General features: G+C 59.9%; 12 protein-coding genes, 3 tRNA genes and 2 pseudogenes. 3 read left to right on the top strand and 14 right to left on the bottom strand.

All coding sequences use genetic code 11. From position 1 onward, the window contains the following. Window position 1: 1 nt before the first annotated feature. Window positions 2-1,360, bottom strand: coding sequence for a glutathione-disulfide reductase (gene gorA, locus AAHM40_RS23810; protein WP_342246894.1), 1,359 nt, complete (start codon window positions 1,358-1,360; stop codon window positions 2-4). Window positions 1,361-1,454: 94 nt separating this feature from the next. On the opposite strand from gorA, the gene AAHM40_RS23815 reads away from it, so the two are divergent. Next, window positions 1,455-1,877, top strand: a complete 423-nt coding sequence (locus AAHM40_RS23815) for a VOC family protein (RefSeq protein ID WP_342246895.1) — start codon at window positions 1,455-1,457, stop codon at window positions 1,875-1,877. Window positions 1,878-2,175: 298 nt separating this feature from the next. Here AAHM40_RS23815 and galU read toward each other — a convergent pair whose 3' ends face one another. The 13 genes and pseudogenes from galU to AAHM40_RS23880 all read right to left on the bottom strand — a co-directional run bounded on the left by galU (window position 2,176) and on the right by AAHM40_RS23880 (window position 13,858). Further along, window positions 2,176-3,015, bottom strand: coding sequence for a UTP--glucose-1-phosphate uridylyltransferase GalU (gene galU, locus AAHM40_RS23820; RefSeq protein ID WP_028628025.1), 840 nt, complete (start codon window positions 3,013-3,015; stop codon window positions 2,176-2,178). A gap of 47 nt (window positions 3,016-3,062) precedes the next feature. After that, complete coding sequence (locus tag AAHM40_RS23825) at window positions 3,063-4,424, bottom strand: UDP-glucose dehydrogenase family protein (RefSeq protein ID WP_342246896.1); 1,362 nt, start codon at window positions 4,422-4,424, stop codon at window positions 3,063-3,065. A 110-nt stretch (window positions 4,425-4,534) separates the two neighbouring features. Beyond that, window positions 4,535-4,819, bottom strand: coding sequence for a hypothetical protein (locus AAHM40_RS23830; protein WP_342246903.1), 285 nt, complete (start codon window positions 4,817-4,819; stop codon window positions 4,535-4,537). A 601-nt stretch (window positions 4,820-5,420) separates the two neighbouring features. Beyond that, window positions 5,421-5,506, bottom strand: a tRNA-Leu gene (locus AAHM40_RS23835). Between the two features lie 189 nt (window positions 5,507-5,695). Next, window positions 5,696-5,769, bottom strand: a tRNA-Cys gene (locus AAHM40_RS23840). 41 nt (window positions 5,770-5,810) lie between these two features. After that, window positions 5,811-5,886: transfer RNA gene (locus tag AAHM40_RS23845), tRNA-Gly, on the bottom strand. A gap of 69 nt (window positions 5,887-5,955) precedes the next feature. Further along, window positions 5,956-6,516, bottom strand: coding sequence for a CDP-diacylglycerol--glycerol-3-phosphate 3-phosphatidyltransferase (gene pgsA, locus AAHM40_RS23850; RefSeq protein WP_028628028.1), 561 nt, complete (start codon window positions 6,514-6,516; stop codon window positions 5,956-5,958). Between the two features lie 32 nt (window positions 6,517-6,548). Beyond that, a complete protein-coding gene (gene uvrC, locus AAHM40_RS23855) occupies window positions 6,549-8,372 on the bottom strand; it encodes an excinuclease ABC subunit UvrC (protein WP_342246897.1) in 1,824 nt (607 codons plus the stop codon). Between the two features lies 1 nt (window position 8,373). Then, window positions 8,374-9,018: a response regulator transcription factor GacA gene (gene gacA, locus AAHM40_RS23860; protein WP_342246898.1), complete on the bottom strand. Its 645-nt coding sequence runs from the start codon at window positions 9,016-9,018 to the stop codon at window positions 8,374-8,376. 289 nt (window positions 9,019-9,307) lie between these two features. Next, the gene (locus tag AAHM40_RS23865; RefSeq protein WP_342246899.1) at window positions 9,308-9,934 is read right to left on the bottom strand and encodes an SCO family protein; all 627 of its coding nucleotides are present in this window, start codon (window positions 9,932-9,934) and stop codon (window positions 9,308-9,310) included. Between the two features lie 39 nt (window positions 9,935-9,973). After that, window positions 9,974-11,761 carry a multicopper oxidase family protein gene (locus AAHM40_RS23870; RefSeq protein ID WP_446731614.1) on the bottom strand — a complete coding sequence of 596 codons (1,788 nt, stop codon included), beginning with the start codon at window positions 11,759-11,761 and terminating at the stop codon, window positions 9,974-9,976. 773 nt (window positions 11,762-12,534) lie between these two features. Then, window positions 12,535-13,225, bottom strand: a pseudogene (locus AAHM40_RS23875) (IS3 family transposase); the annotation flags it as partial. Between the two features lie 135 nt (window positions 13,226-13,360). Next, window positions 13,361-13,858: a hypothetical protein gene (locus AAHM40_RS23880; protein ID WP_342246901.1), complete on the bottom strand. Its 498-nt coding sequence runs from the start codon at window positions 13,856-13,858 to the stop codon at window positions 13,361-13,363. Window positions 13,859-14,247: 389 nt separating this feature from the next. Here AAHM40_RS23880 and AAHM40_RS23885 point away from each other — a divergent pair, with 389 nt between their 5' ends. Both AAHM40_RS23885 and AAHM40_RS23890 read left to right on the top strand, forming a co-directional pair. Then, on the top strand, window positions 14,248-14,814 hold the full coding sequence (locus AAHM40_RS23885) for a phage baseplate assembly protein V (protein ID WP_342246902.1): 567 nt from the start codon (window positions 14,248-14,250) through the stop codon (window positions 14,812-14,814). Continuing rightward, window positions 14,811-14,981: pseudogene (locus AAHM40_RS23890) on the top strand (GPW/gp25 family protein); the annotation flags it as partial. The gene AAHM40_RS23885 and the pseudogene AAHM40_RS23890, both read left to right, overlap by 4 nt. Window positions 14,982-16,171 lie beyond the last annotated feature (1,190 nt).

Here is a 16,171-nt window from a genome sequence, read left to right on the forward strand (position 1 = left end):
GTCAGGCACCTACCGGGGTACGCATGGTGACGAACTCTTCGGCAGCAGTGGGATGCACACCGATGGTTTCGTCGAAGATGCGCTTGGTAGCGCCGGCCTTGATCGCCACGGCCAGTCCCTGGACGATCTCGCCCGCCTCCGGGCCGACCATGTGGCAGCCGAGGACGCGGTCGGTTTCAGCGTCTACCACGAGCTTCATGAGGGTGCGTTCCTGATTCTCGGTGAGGGTCAGCTTCATCGGCCGGAAACGGCTCTCGAAGAGCTTCACCTCGTAACCCTTGGTGCGCGCCTGCTGCTCCGTCAGGCCGACAGTACCGATGTTCGGCAGGCTGAACACGGCGGTGGGGATGTGCTCGTAATCCACCGGGCGGTACTCCTCCGGCCTGAACAGACGGCGTGCCACGGCCATCCCCTCGGCCAGCGCCACGGGCGTGAGCTGCACACGACCGATCACATCGCCCAGGGCAAGGATGGAGGGTTCGGTGGTCTGGAACTGCTCATCCACCTTCACGAAACCACGCTCGTCCAGCTCGACGCCGGTGTTCTCCAACCCCAGGTTGTCGAGCATCGGACGGCGGCCGGTGGCATAGAAGACGCAGTCGGTCTCCAGGTGACGGCCGTCCTTGAGGGTGGCCAGAAGGCTGCCATCGGCCTGTTTCTCGATGCGGGCAATGTCGGAATTGAATTGCAGGTTCAGCCCCTTCCTGCCCAGCTCATCACGCAGGTGATGGCGCACTGAGTCGTCGAAGCCGCGCAGGAACAGTTCGCCGCGATAGAGCAAAGACGTCTGGGCCCCCAAGCCATGGAAAATGGACGCGAATTCGACGGCGATATAGCCACCGCCCACGACCAGCACGCGCTTGGGCAGTTGCTCGAGGAAGAAGGCCTCGTTGGAGCTGATGGCCAGCTCGCGGCCGGGGATGTCGGGAATCTGCGGCCAGCCGCCGGTGGCGATGAGAATGTTCTTGGCGGTGCAACGTTGACCGGCGACGTCCACGGTGTGCGGGTCAACCAGTTTGGCGTGACCTTCCAGCAGGGTGACGCCGCTGTTCACCAGCAGGTTGCGATAGATGCCATTGAGGCGGTGGATTTCGCGGTTCTTGTTGCCGATCAAGGTCGGCCAGTCGAAGCCGGCCTCGCCCAGCGACCAGCCGAATCCTTGGGCCTGTTCGAAGTCCTCGGCGAAGTGGGCACCGTAGACCAGCAGCTTCTTCGGTACACAACCGACATTGACGCAGGTACCGCCCAGGTAGCGGCTCTCGGCGATGGCCACGCGGCCCCCGAAGCCGGCCGCAAAGCGTGCCGCACGCACACCGCCGGAACCGGCACCAATGACGAATAGGTCGAAATCGTAGGCCATGGCAAGTCTCCAGAAACAAGCCGCAAGCATACCGGAAGATCTGTCTCTGGCCAGTTGCCGGGCCTATCCTTGATGCATCGAGAAGGAGATTCCCATGCGCCCCACCCTCACCCATGTGGCCCTGCATGTACCGGAGCTGGAACCCTGCATCCGCTTCTACGCCGACTTCTGCGGCATGCGCGTGATCCACGAGCGCGCCGCCAAGGGTTCGAAGATCGTCTGGATGGCGGAACCCGGCAAGGAACACCAGTTCATCTTCGTGATCATGCCCGGCGGCCATGATCGCCACCTCGCCACCGATGACTACAGCCATTTCGGTTTCGCCGTGGACACCCGCGAGCGGGTCGACGCCATTGCCACCCAGGCCGCGGCGGCCGGCTGTCTGATCTGGCCACCGCGAGACGAGCCCTACCCCGTGGGCTACTACTGCGGCTTGCGCGACCCGGCGGGCAACTACGTGGAGTTCAGCTACGGCCAGCCGCTGGGGCCGGGATCAGAGGCGTTGCCGATTCCCTGACGCCCAGGGACGCAAAACGACCCGGCCTGATCCTCAATGGCAGGCCTTCGGCCTGCTTGGCGAATGAATTGGCTATTTCTGCGTTAGCTGTGGCGAGAGATTTCCCATCCGGCCAAGAGCCTTGTGGGAGCTGGCTTGCCAGCGAAACGGGGCCATTCGCTGGCAAGCCAGCTCCTACGGGCTATGCAGCTGCCTACAACACGTAATTCAGACATAGCCAATGAATTCAACCCTACAGGCCTTTCCTGGGTCCAATGAAAAGGCCGCCCGAAGGCGGCCCTCTGCCTGGCGTGGCCGATCAGTAGGCCTTGCCGGTCTTGTATAGGTTCTCGAAACAGTAGTTGGTGGCTTCGATGTAGCCTTCCGCGCCACCGCAGTCGAAGCGCTTGCCCTTGAACTTGTAGGCCAGTACGCAGCCGTCCTGCGCCTGCTTCATCAGCGCATCGGTGATCTGAATTTCCCCGCCCTTGCCCGGCTCGGTCTGTTCGATGAGGTCGAAGATGTCCGGGGTCAGGATGTAGCGGCCGATAATCGCCAGGTTCGACGGGGCATCTTCGGGCTTGGGTTTTTCCACCATGCTGTTCACACGGAAGATGTCGTCACGGATCATCTCGCCGGCGATTACACCGTACTTGGAGGTCTCCTCGCGCGGCACTTCCTGGATGGCGACGATGGAGCAGCGGAACTGGTTGTACAGCTTGACCATCTGGGTCAGGACGCCGTCACCTTCCAGGTTCAGGCAAAGGTCGTCCGCCAGGACCACGGCGAAGGGTTCGTCACCGATCAGCGGACGACCGCTGAGGATGGCGTGACCCAGGCCCTTCATCTCGACCTGGCGGGTATAGGAGAAGCTGCACTCATCGATCAGGCGACGGATACCGACCAGGTATTTCTCCTTGTCGGTGCCCTTGATCTGGTGTTCCAGCTCGTAGCTGATGTCGAAATGGTCTTCGAGGGCGCGCTTGCCACGGCCAGTTACGATGGAAATTTCGCTCAGGCCAGCGTCCAGGGCCTCTTCAACGCCGTACTGAATCAGCGGTTTGTTCACCACTGGCAGCATTTCCTTGGGCATCGCCTTGGTGGCCGGCAGGAATCGGGTACCGTAACCGGCGGCGGGGAACAGGCATTTCTTGATCATTTCGATCCTTTGGGGTGGGTGCTATGGCGAATTGCCGCGCAGTCTAATCACGCCGCACTCGCCTTACAATGCCCGCTTGCGGGCCGTCCTATGCCGCGATAAAGGAACCCTGCTTCGACCAGTTGCGCCGGCTCGTAGAGGTTACGTCCATCAAAGATCACGGGCATGCGCATAAGACCACGAATCCGCTCGAAGTTCGGCTGACGGAACTGCTTCCACTCAGTGACAAGCACCAGCGCGTCGGCCCCCTCGGTCGCGCTGTAAGGGGAGTCCGCCAGGCGCAACTGGCCCGACTCCACCGCTTTCGGATAGCGAGCGGCAACCCCGGCACTGGCCGCAGGATCGTGCGCTTGCACCCGAGCACCGGCTTGCAGAAGCGCATCCAGCAGCACCAGGCTGGGCGCTTCCCGCAGGTCATCGGTGCCCGGCTTGAAGGCCAGCCCCCAAAGCGCCACTACCCTGCCCTGCAGGACGCCGTTGAAATGTTCGCGCAGTGCCTGGAACAGCAGGGTCTTCTGTAGCGCGTTCCGTGCTTCCACTGCCCGCAGGATGCCGGGCTCAATTCCCTCCTGCTCCGCGGTCCTGATCAGGGCGCGCACATCCTTCGGGAAACAGGAGCCGCCGTAACCACAGCCGGCATAGATGAAATGGGTGCCGATGCGCCTGTCACTGCCAACCCCACGACGAACTTCCTCAATGTCCACACCCATTCGCGCGCAGATGCCGGCCATTTCATTCATGAACGAGATCTTGGTCGCAAGGAACGCATTGGCGGCGTACTTGGTGAACTCCGCGGCGCGAACGCTCATGGTAAGCGCCCGCTCATGGTTGCGCAGGAACGGCGCATAGAGGCGGCGCAGTTGCTCGGTGGCATCTGCGTCGTCGCAGCCGATGATGACCCGGTCCGGGCGCATGAAGTCGTCGATGGCCGAACCTTCCTTTAGAAACTCAGGGTTGCTCGCCACCTGGATCTTGAAGCACAGGCCACGGGCAGCGAGGCCAGCCTGGATGCGCTGGGCGACCCGCTCCGCCGTACCGACAGGCACGGTGGACTTGTCCACCACCAGGCAGGGCCGCTTGAGGCTGGCACCCAGCTCATCGGCCACGCCGAGCACATGGGAAAGGTCGGCGGAGCCATCTTCGCCACTGGGAGTACCGACAGCGATGAAGACGATATCGACCTGGTCGATACCCTCTTCTATCTGTGCCGTGAAACTCAGCTGCCCGCCGGCGAGGTGGGCCTGGAGCATGGGTTCCAGACCAGGCTCGTAGAGGGGGACCTGACCCCGGCGAAGACGGGCCAGACGGAACGGATCGCGTTCGACACAGCTCACCTGGTTACCCATCTCGGCAAAACAGGTAGCCGTCACCAAGCCCACATAACCCGCACCAATCACGCATAGTCGCATGGACAGCCCCTCCACCATTGATAGGCGGATTCCATCCAAGCCGCATGGCAAGACCATGACGACGACGTGACAGTACGGAGAAACAACAACGGCCCGTGAGGGCCGTCTGGTCAGGATTCCTGCGGGATTTCCGTCAGTTCAAGCTCCACCAGCGCCTCGGTGCTCTCGTGAAGGATGGGCAGATCGCTGTAGGTGGCAAGCGCCTCCCAATGCTGGTCAAGCCCGGCGCCTATGGCGGCCAGGTGGTCGATCATGCGCCGTCCTGCACTCTTCACCGCAGGGTCCTCACTGCGCATCATCTCGAACGACATTTCACTCATTGCCGCCGTGAGATGGGTGCGGCTACGGGTGGTGAGGCTGAGCAAGCGCACCAGGTGCTGCTCTTTCGATTCCATTCGATTTCCCTCTTTCACCTGATCCATTCAGGCTCCCTTAAGCCAGCCCAAAAAACAAACAACGAATACACCCCTCTGACACGCCGTAACTAACATCAGCGTTAGTCCGCTCGCAAGCGCCAAAAGTTCTGCACAAGCACAAAGGAATTATTTGCGGCCCTGCGTCGGGGTTTGCATACAGGAAGGACCGTCGGGCAGATATCACCAGATACGAACAGGCCCGCACATGGCGGGCCTGGAATTCGTAGTAGGTGGCCGGCGCTGGTTTCCGGCTTGCGAGGTTTATCAGGCATCCCACAGAAGCATGCAAGCGCTTCTGCTTCACACGGCGTAAGGGCTGGATCTCATCGGGGAGATCTTTCTAACCGTGTACCCTTCGGAACGCGCCCCACGTTTCCTCACTATCCGCTTGCGCATCAGTCTGCGTATCCACCTACTGATATAGAGGCTAGCAAAGCCCTTTACTTCCGACAGGACGTTTTTAGATCGTTTTCTTCCGGCCTGGAAATGTGCTGGAACTGAACATGCTCTCGCATCCCAGCGGAGAACTGGGTGACGAAAGAAAAGGCTCAAAGTGTGGCCAGCAAGACCTTGATTTGAATGGTGCCCGGAGCGGGACTCGAACCCGCAAGCCCAAAGGGCGAAGCATTTTAAGTGCTCTGCGTATACCGATTTCGCCATCCGGGCAGGTGGGGCATTGGTGCAGGGCGCTGATTTAAGCCCAAATAAAATTTCTAATCAATCACTTAGACCGCAAACAGCACGCCATTTGCTTAACCATCCTGGATGCCCCATGCCTTGGCGCCCGCAACAACACCACTTTCCTGGGCACATGAAAAAAGCCCCGTAGATTTCTGATCTACGGGGCTTTTTAGATGGAGGCCGAAGTCGGAATCGAACCGGCGTACACGGATTTGCAATCCGCTGCATGACCACTCTGCCATCCGGCCTAAACGATAACGCCGCTTGCGGCGGCGTCATCGCGTGAAACTGGAGCGGGAAACGAGACTCGAACTCGCGACCCCGACCTTGGCAAGGTCGTGCTCTACCAACTGAGCTATTCCCGCTTTGTCGTGTTGACGGGCGCCATTCTATAGATTCATGAACAGCCGTCAACCCCTTGATTCAAAAAACTTTTATTTTTCCTTCGGGTCCGTGCTGAGGTGCGGCAGGGCCGCCAGCAGGTAGTGCAGCATCGACCAGAGCGTCAGGGCTGCGGCCAGGATAAGCAGGAAATAACCGATCGCCACCCAGAAGGTGAACAGCGGCGGGTTAGCCAGCAGGATGACCAGTGCCAGCATTTGCGCGGCGGTCTTCCATTTGCCCAGGTTGGATACAGCCACATGGGCACGAGCGCCAAGCTCTGCCATCCACTCGCGCAAGGCCGATACCACGATCTCGCGACCAATGATGATCGCCGCCGGCAAGGACAGCCAAAGGTTGTGGTGCTCCTCCACGAGTAGAACCAACGCCACCGCTACCATCAGCTTGTCAGCGACGGGGTCGAGGAAAGCGCCGAAGGGCGTGCTCTGCTGCCAACGCCGGGCCAGGTAGCCATCGAACCAGTCAGTGATCGCCGCAATGGCGAAAACTGCGCTGGCTGCCAGGTAGCTCCAGGAGAACGGCAGATAGAAGAGCAGTATGAAAACGGGAATGAGCAGTACGCGAAGAACGGTGAGCAGGTTAGGAATATTCATCGTTACGGCTGGTTCTGAAGGAAGGCCGCATTCTACTCGCTGTGCAGGGCTGCATAAATCGACTCAGCAAGCTTTTTGCTAATACCGGGTGCCTTGGCGATTTCCTCGATGCTGGCCCGACTGAGTTCCTGTAGTCCACCAAAATGCTTGAGCAGCTCCCGGCGGCGCTTCGGTCCTACTCCGGCCACCTCCTCCAGGCTGGACGTGCGACGCGCCTTGCCACGTCGTGCACGGTGCCCAGTGATGGCGAAGCGATGCGCCTCGTCGCGGATCTGCTGGATCAGGTGCAGTGCAGGCGAATCCGCCGGCAAGGTGAACTCGTGGGCGGCATCGTTGAGGTAGAGGGTTTCGAAGCCTGGCTTGCGAGTGACGCCCTTGGCGACGCCAAGCAGAATCAACTCGGGCACTGCCAGCTCCCTGAGCACTTCCTGAGCCATGGCGAGTTGGCCTTTGCCACCGTCCACCAGCAAAATGTCAGGTAACTTGCCCTCCCCCTCCTTCAACTTACTGAAACGACGCGACAGCGCCTGGTGCATGGCTGCGTAGTCGTCTCCCGCGGTAACACCTTCAATGTTGTAGCGACGATAGTCCGACTTCAGCGCTCCCTCGGGCCCAAACACCACGCATGACGCCACGGTGGCTTCACCGCTGGAATGACTGATGTCGTAGCACTCCAGGCGCTGTGGCGCCTCATCCAGGCCAAGGGCCTCGGCAAGCGCTTCGAAACGCGCCGCAGTGTGTTGCCGGTTGGCCAGCCGCGCGGCCAAGGCCTGCTCGGCGTTAGTAACGGCCAGTTGTTGCCAGCGCGCGCGAGTACCACGCACTCGATGGCTGATATCCAGCTCACGGCCGCGCAACTCGGCCAGCGCGGCGATCAGCGTCGGGAAGTCCTCGTGAGTGGTGTTGACGATCAGTTCGCTGGGTAGGTCCCTGTCGTGATTGCTCAGGTAGTACTGGGCAATGAACGCCACCAACACGTCGGCGGCTTCTTCTTCAATACCAACCTGCGGGAAAAAGTGCTTGCTGCCCAGGACACGGCCACCGCGCACGCTGATCAAGTGCACGCACGCTCCACCCGGTGTGGCGATGGCAGCCACCACATCGATGTCGCCGGTGCCACCTTCCATGCTTTGCTGGTCCTGCACCCGACGCAGGATGGCGATCTGGTCACGCAGCTCGGCAGCCCGCTCGAAATCCAGCCGTTGTGCCGCTGCTTCCATCCCGACGGAAAGCTCATGGCTCAATGCGTTACTACGCCCCTCGAGGAACATCACCGAGTGACGCACGTCCTCGGCGTACTCGGCCGGGTCTACCAGCCCCACACAAGGCGCCTTGCAGCGCTTGATCTGGTACTGGAGGCAGGGTCGGGTGCGATTCTTGTAGTAGCTGTCCTCACACTGGCGGACCAGGAAGGCCTTTTGCAGCAGGTTGAGGCTTTCGCGGATGGCACCCGCGCTGGGGTATGGTCCGAAGTAACGCCCTTTCTGCTTCTTCGCCCCACGGTGAATGCTCAGCCGCGGGAAATCGCCATCGCTGAGATGTACATAGGGATAGGACTTATCGTCCCGCAGCAGGATGTTGTAGGGCGGCCGCCATTCCTTGATCAGCGTCTGCTCCAGCAGCAGCGCCTCGGTCTCATTGGCAGTGATGGTGGTCTCGACCTGGACGATACGCGCTACCAGGGCGGAGGTCTTGGGCGCCAGGCCAGTCTTTCGGAAGTAACTGGCAAGGCGCTTCTTCAGGTTCTTCGCCTTGCCTACATAAAGCAGCTTGCCGCCCGCATCGAGCATCCGGTAAACACCCGGACGACCACTGCAGGCGGCAAGGAACGCACTCGCGTCGAAGGATTCGGTCATCTTAGCTGACGGCGTCGACCATGCCGTGTCGAACAGCCAGCAGCGCCAGCTCCACGTCGCTGGATATGGAAAGCTTGTCGAAGATCCGGTAGCGGTAGGTGTTCACTGTCTTCGGCGACAGACAGAGCTTGTCGGAAATACTCTGCACCTTCTGGCAGTTGGCGATCATCAGGGCGATCTGGATTTCGCGCTCCGACAGCAGATCAAACGGCGAACCGCTGGCCTGGGGCTGGAAGGACTTGAGCGCCAGTTGCTGGGCAATCTGCGGACTGATGAAACGGTGGCCGGCGAAGACCTGGCGAATCGCCTGGATCATTTCCTCCAGAGCAGCACCCTTGGTCAGGTAACCAGCCGCGCCAGCCTGCAACAACCGGGTCGGAAATGGATCTTCCTCGCAAGCAGTCACTGCCACCACCTTGAGGTCCGTGTGGCTACGCAGCAGCTTGCGCGTCGCCTCGAGCCCGCCGATGCCAGGCATTTTGACATCCATCAGGACTACATCGGGCTTGAGTTCCCGTGCTTTTTTCAGGGCTTCCTCGCCGCTGTCGGCCTGCCCTACCACCTGCAGGCCGTCGACATCGGCCAGCATGCGGGTAATCCCCGTTCTAACAAGATCGTGGTCATCGACCACCAGCACCCTAATCAAGCGACACCTCTCAGTGCATCGCGCGCTGCCTCGGCAGCAAGCTTGTTCAAATGAGGCTCACATTAGCAAATGACCGGAGAATGACCTAGCGCCAGATGCAATTACCGTCAAACGATCAGCGCCAATTTCTCAACCTGTGAAAGCCGTGCCTATGACTTCGCAGAAGCCACGCGCCAGAAAAAGCCCAGTAATCACAAAGCACTATCGAGCTTTTCAATGAAGAGGATGAAGACATGGAGGAAACAAATGCGAGGGCGCCCCTGTTACGCCAGGGACACCCTCTAGCTTTTCAGGAAGCCGCGCTCCATTCGCGGTCAACATGGTTCAGCGTGGCGAGAATATGCTCCGGACCGGTCAGTGCCGGCGCCATGGTCCAGCGCTCGTAACTGTCGTTCCCCATGCGCACGAGACCGGTATGACTGTTCAGATTGCGATCGACCTCAGGATCGACGTCATAGAAGCCCAGACTGAAACGAATGGCCTCGATGTCTTCCGGGGCTCCGGTAAGGAACTCCCAGCCCCGGCCGATGTGATACTTCTCGACATAAGCCTTTAGCTCATCGGGTGTATCCAGCAACGGCTGCAAGGTAATGGAGTGCATGAACACACTCCGCCCTACCCGGTCGCCCAGCAGTTGCTGGAACTGGCGCAAGTTTGCCGTCATGGTCGGGCATTTGCCGGTGCACTGCGTGTACATCATGTTGAAGGTAACCACCTTGCCGCGAATGAGATCGTCGTAGAACCTCACCTTGCGACCTTCGTGGGTGTAAAGCGTGACATTGGGAAACGGAATCGCCCCGGCACTGCGTGCTGAAGCGGTATCGACCAGGCCGCCACTGCCTCGAGTGGCGGCCCAACCAGCCAGCAAGGCTGCCGCGCCACCAAAGCCAGCCAGCATCTTTCTTCGCGTGTTCATGATGATTCCTCCCACCTCGAAGTTGCCCTGCAATCGGCTTCAGACGATGTCCCAGCGCAGCATCATGGCGTGATCTTCGTGGATCAGGTTGTGGCAATGCATGGGGAACTTGCCGGTGTAGTCGCGGAAGCGCAGGAACACGCGCAACGTGGTGAAAGGCTCGACCACATAGACATCCTTGCGCCCCCGCTCATGAGGCGGGATGGGCACGCTGACGCCCTTGACGATCTTCTGCAATATTCGCCCTTCCTCGAAGTGGATATGAATGGGATGGCTCCAGCCGTCGTCGACGTTGGACAGCTCCCAGATCTCATAACCGCCCTTGGGTATCTGCGCCCGCGGAACATTCACATCGACGAATTTGCCGTTGATCGCCCACATGCCCTTGTCGCGCTCGAAGATCCAGCGCCGCACCGGTGCCGAACTGATCTCCGCTTGGGTGATCAGAGGCAGAGGTCGCAAGGTTGCGGGAACCCGACTCAGATCCTGAGTCGGCGGATAGCGGTCGACGATGATCTTCAATATCCGATCGCCAGGCTCCTTGATGTCCTTCGGTAGCCGGGTTTCTATCTGACGCATGCGGTTAACCAAATACAACTGAGTCCCGATCACATACTTCGAGAAGTCGACCACTATGTCCGCGCGCTCGGCCACGCCCAAGGTCACATTGGTCTGGTTGAGCAGCGGAGCCGGGAACAAGTTGCCGTCATTGGAGATGTGGGTGAACTTCTGCAACACGTTCGTCGGCGATACCAGGGCGAAGTTGTAGAAGCGGCTGGGACCGGTGTTCAGCAGACGGAAACGGTACTTGCGTGCCGCGACCCGCAACACCGGCTCGATGCGACCATTCACTGCCACCTTGTCACCCAGCACGCCTTCCGGGTTGACCTGGTCATAGAACAGCCTTCCGTTCGCGTCGAAACGCCGATCATTGAAATTGAGCGGATAGTCGTACGGGTGACTCGGCAGGCGCAAAGCACTGGGGTTCGGATCAGCCTCATTGCCCGAGTCCAACTCGTCGAAGAGGTAGTAGAACCCCGCCAGCCCGAGGTAGAGGTTAGGTGCGGTGAAGTCCAGCGTGTGGTCGTGATAGAAAAGCGTGCCCAAAGCCTCGGCCGGATCGCCCAACAAATCCTGACGAGCCTCGAAGCCGGCCTTGACATTGGAATAGAGGTGATCCTTGAAGCGGCCATTGGCCGACAATGTCGGGCCATGCTTGTTGGAGCTGTAGTAGTCGCCGGGGAAACCATCGCTTTCCGACCCGCAATGCAGATTGTGCAAGTGGGGGGAAATCTCTGGGGTCCCGAATCCCACATGGTTCTGCGGCAGCTTGTTGTGGATGCGGCAGATCAAAGGACGCCCGTAGCGCGCAAAAAAAGTCGCACTGGGCATGCTCCAATCCGGATTGCTGTTGGCCTGATAGCCCCAGATTCGCTGCGGCGGGTAGGACGGGCTATAGACCCAGTCGTTTCGCTCCGTCGCACTGATCTCGTAGAGCAATGCACCTGGCGCGAACTGCGCCCAGCGCTGATGGGGATTACGCCCCGCCTCACCGGCAGCGATATTGGCGACTTCAGTCGGCGCAGGGCTCAGAGACGATACCGTCCCCAGTGGATTCACTTGCCTGGGCAACTCATGGGCCCAGGGCACAGTGGGTGGACTCGGCGGAAATACAGGGACCGCAGTTGCCGACTGGGCTCTAGTACCTGTTATCAGCAGCGGCGCCGCCATAGTCGCTGCCGTCAGTTTCAGAAATTTCCGTCTCTCCTCGCCGTCAGCCAGATCCTCGGGCCGACCTGTAGCGTGCTCGCTGTCAGGGCATTTCATGACTCTCTCCAGTTGCTGACCGTCGACACTGGACGGACGCCTGAAGGCATCTCTCGTGGAAACTGCACCAGTGAAGACATGGGCTATTTGAGCTGCTGCTCGTCTTGTTTAGCGCCGCAGAATGTCAATAACCTGACTAAAGTGCAGATGTTACAAAATGTAAACACCGCACAGTCAACGTAATGACACGTCCGTCCGCCAAGCTCGAAAAGTGCAGCAAAAGACCCGAAATATTCGCTCGGCTACCACCGGAGACTCCGATGGGGCTTGACCGAAAGGAAGTTGGAGCCGTGTAGCCAACAGCCTCCCGATAGGCTCTGGACAACGACACGCGCACACCAGCACACACTGGAAGCGCAAGTGCGGCTACTGAACGGCAGATGGACTGTCAGAGTCGCTGAAATGATCCGCAGCGACTGGGCGGTTGCGAGATCAGCCAACTCTGGCTATCAAAAATGTTCCACTTCTTTCCCTACAAGGAGTTCCACCATGAGTGCACGCTTCTCGGTGAAAAGAATCCCGCGAGCAGACGTCAGAGGCATCAGAAATAGAGAAGTTCTCGGAGGAACGGCGATGGATGCCTACTGGTACCGCATCATCGACAGAGCGACTGGCGACTACGTCGGCGCCAAGCATCAGGACGAGGCCCTGGCCAACAACGAGTGCGAAAAGCTGAACACCAGGGCGTGAGCCTCACAAACGTAATTTTCCAGCCCCGGAAACGAAAAAGCCCCGTGAATCGAAAATCAGGAAATCTGTTCCCAGTGCAGTGGTCAAACCATCCCGGACAGTGGGTTAAGTTTTTCTTCGGCCACCGCAGGCGGTAACCCGTCGTTGAATTGATGCGGCCTGATCCAGCTGTAGCGGTGCATCAGGTAATGACTGATGTCCCGCTGCGCCTCTAGGGCTGTCAGGTAGCCAGTCGACGGGATCCACTCCGACTTCAGGCTGCGGAACAGGCGCTCCATCGGCGAGTTGTCCCAACAATTCCCCCGTCGACTCATGCTCTGCTGCATCCGGTAGCGCCAGAGTCGTTGCCGAAACAAGCGACTGGCGTACTGGGCCGCCTTGATCCGAATGGAACGACACCTGCTGGGGCCGGCCGCGCTGTTCGTAGGCCATGTCCAGGGCTTTGATCACCAGCTCGGCATCCGGCTTGGCCGAGAACGCCCAGCCGACCGCTCGCCGGGTATGCAGATCCAGCACCGCGGCCAGGTAGTGCCAACGGCCTTGCGCCCAGACGTAGGTGATGTCGCCACACAAGACCTGATTGGGGCGCTGGACAGCGAACTCGCGGTTCAGCCGGTTCGGGATATCCGGGCGCTCTACCGTGGCCTGCTTTTAGGCGTGCGAGCCCGGCTGCTTGCTGACCAGACCCAACTCACGCATCAACCGACGCACGCGGTAACGGCCGATGGTCACGCCGTCTTCGCGCAGCATGCCGAGAATGCTGCGGCTGCCGGCCCGCACCGACTTGGCCAGTACATCCGGCGAGATCGGAAAAGGGGGGCAGATTTATTTTCTTTACTCCAACTCTGCCTAAGCCCAGACACCTCTAGAGCAGGAAATATAAACCCGCCCCCTTTCCGATCCGCCTCACTAGGAACTGGCAGTTGACTCGCTTCGATGCTCAAGGCCCGCATTCAGCATCGATCGCCACCCATCGATGGTCACCTTGCTGCGGTATTCGTCACTCATTTCAGACGTGAACACTTCAAGCATGAAGGAGTTTTCAACCCAGAACTCGATGACACCAAATACATCTCCACGCCTGAGGGACTTACAGTGCCACCGCTCTCTATCGGCAATGGAAAACACTTCTTCTTCGGTTAGCGCTGTTTCAATGGCTACGTGGCATGCACTGAAGCTTGTTTGGGGTTTGCAGTTCACTCCCTCCACGTCACGCGCACCCACTGCAGGTCGGAGAATCATGTCGTGAGGATAAACCTCAATCGCGGAGCCTCTATGGTCTCCCGCCATCGCTGTATAGGCGCCAGGAAATGGCGGAAATAGAAATGCCTCACCGCCCCAGAGCTCCGCGATTACCTTTGCTACCTTTTCCGGGTTTTTCGCCGGTATGGATACATGAATGATCACTTTGTCTTTCTCTTTGTATTAGTGGCTACTTTTGTTTAATTGGATTTGCACGCAGGTCGTTTCTTTTGCCTGGCTGCTCCAGACTGACATCGAGTCGCCAGGCAATTAGCCTCTGTAGAGGCTCGCGTCAGTCAGCCCATCAAAGGGCAATTACCGTACCACTTAAAAAATCCTTACAAATCAACCAAATAAGATATGTAGAGTCATAAGGACAGCATTAACAAAGAGTCAATTTGACACCAATGCAGTCATTTAGACTTCGCCGAGCTAACGATGCAGCTAACTGTCACCCGCTTGGTGATAGTTGACGTTTCTACCTGACCTTGTAACCGCCGCCCCTACAACCCCACCCCCATGCACCCCGCGCGACCCTCCCCCACCATCGGCGCATGCACAGCCTCGCCGAACTCACCCGCCGCCTCGATAACCTGATCCGCCTCGGCACCATTGCCGAGGTGGACCACGCCACTGCCCGTTGCCGGGTGAAGAGCGGCCGCCTGCTCACCACCTGGTTGCCCTGGGTCGCCCTGCGCGCCGGCGCCACGCTGGACTGGAACCCGCCCACCCCGGGCGAGCAGTGCGTGCTGTTCAGCCCCAGCGGCGAAACCACCCAGGCTCTGGTGCTGGTCGGCCTGTACAGCGAAGCCAACGCCGCCCCGGAGCAGTCGCCCAACCTGCACCGCCGCCAGTACCCGGACGGCGCCATCATCGACTACGACCACGCCAGCCACGCGCTCACCGCTACCCTGCCGGGCGGCGCCACTGTCGTGCTGGAAGCCTCCGGCGGCGTGACCATCGAGGGCGATGTGACGGTGAACGGCCTGCTCAAGGTATCCGGCGATGCGAAGATCGACGGCACTGCCACGGCGGCCGTAGACGTGATCGGCGCTAGCAAGAGCCTGGTCAAGCACGTCCACCTGGGCAACCTGGGTGCGCCCACGAGCCCGCCGCTATGAACCGGCACACCGGCCATGCCCTGGACGAGCTGGGCCACCTGTGCCAGTCCATCGAAGACATCCTCACCACGCCGGTTGGCTCACGCGTGATGCGGCGTGAATACGGCAGCCAGCTGTTCGAGCTGATCGATCAGCCACTGAACGACCACACCCGTCTGCGCGCCTACCCCTACGACACCGACCAGGAGAACACGACGTTCAAGCACTACAAGGCTATCGGCGCCGAACACGTCCCGCTGATGAACGAGTCCCGGACCATCGATGCAAAGCGTTTCGACGCCCTGATCGAGAAGCTGCTTTCCCGCGACACGGGCATCGCCGTCATCGACAACGGCGCCAATACCTTCTCCCCGCTGTTGGCCTACCTGGTGGAAAACGATGTGATCAGCTTCCTGCAGGAGTGCGGCAAGAAGGTCTTCATCCACACCGTCGTTGGCGGCGGCGATACCTTGGTCGACACCGCAGCAGGCTTCAAATCAATTGCCGAGGGTGTTCCGGAGGCCCCGCTTGTGCTCTGGATGAACGAGCATTTTGGCGAGCTGCAGTCGCCGGACGGCAAGTACTTCACCGAAATGACTGTGTACCAGGAAAACCAGAACCGCCTTTCCGGAACCGTGCTGTTGCCGGCGCGTAACCACCAGACCTACGGCGACGATATCAAGCGGATGAACCAGCTGCGCCTGACCTTCGATGAAGTCATGAAATCCAAGGCCTTCAGCATCATGGAAAAGCAGCGGCTCAAGCAGGTTGCCCGAGACGTTTATCTCCAGCTTGACGACATCCGGTTTTACCTACCAGCAAGCTCGAACCGAACTGCTAGTGGCGCTGATGCAGACCTACCCAGGTTGGCTAGCTGACGAGTATCACGCCGAAGCCGACCGGATCCTGCGCGCCAGGATGCATGCCTGAAACAGGGCAGGCCTTGCCACGTCCGGAATTTGGCAAACCGGCCATTTCCGCGCTGATTTCGCCTCTCGGCACTCCCCTTTTCGACCTCGCCCTTCCACGCCCCGCACTCCCGCACGCGGATCCTGCGTGCGGGAGTTTCTAGTGAGTAGTTAAGTGTCGGGGAGACCGCCAGTAGGTGTCGGGCATTAACCAGCTGGTTTAAAAGAATCAGCAAAGCGGTGGTGCTGCGCACCACGAGATATGCCCCTTCGAGAAGCTTTTTACCTTGAGCGCGCCGGGGACTTCCGTGCAGCAGCCCGTCTAAGCGGCCCGACCTTCGGCCGCCCTCTCCGGCGCTCCGCGCCTACGCCCCCTGCGGGGCGCTAAGACCACGGATAAATCGCCCCCGGCCGACAAGTCGGCCGGGGGCGCAACCGGGCGCGGGTGCGCGGGGGGGTGGGAACAGTGC

This window comes from Pseudomonas sp. OTU5201 (genome assembly GCF_038440135.1).
GTDB classification, from domain to species: domain Bacteria; phylum Pseudomonadota; class Gammaproteobacteria; order Pseudomonadales; family Pseudomonadaceae; genus Metapseudomonas; species Metapseudomonas resinovorans.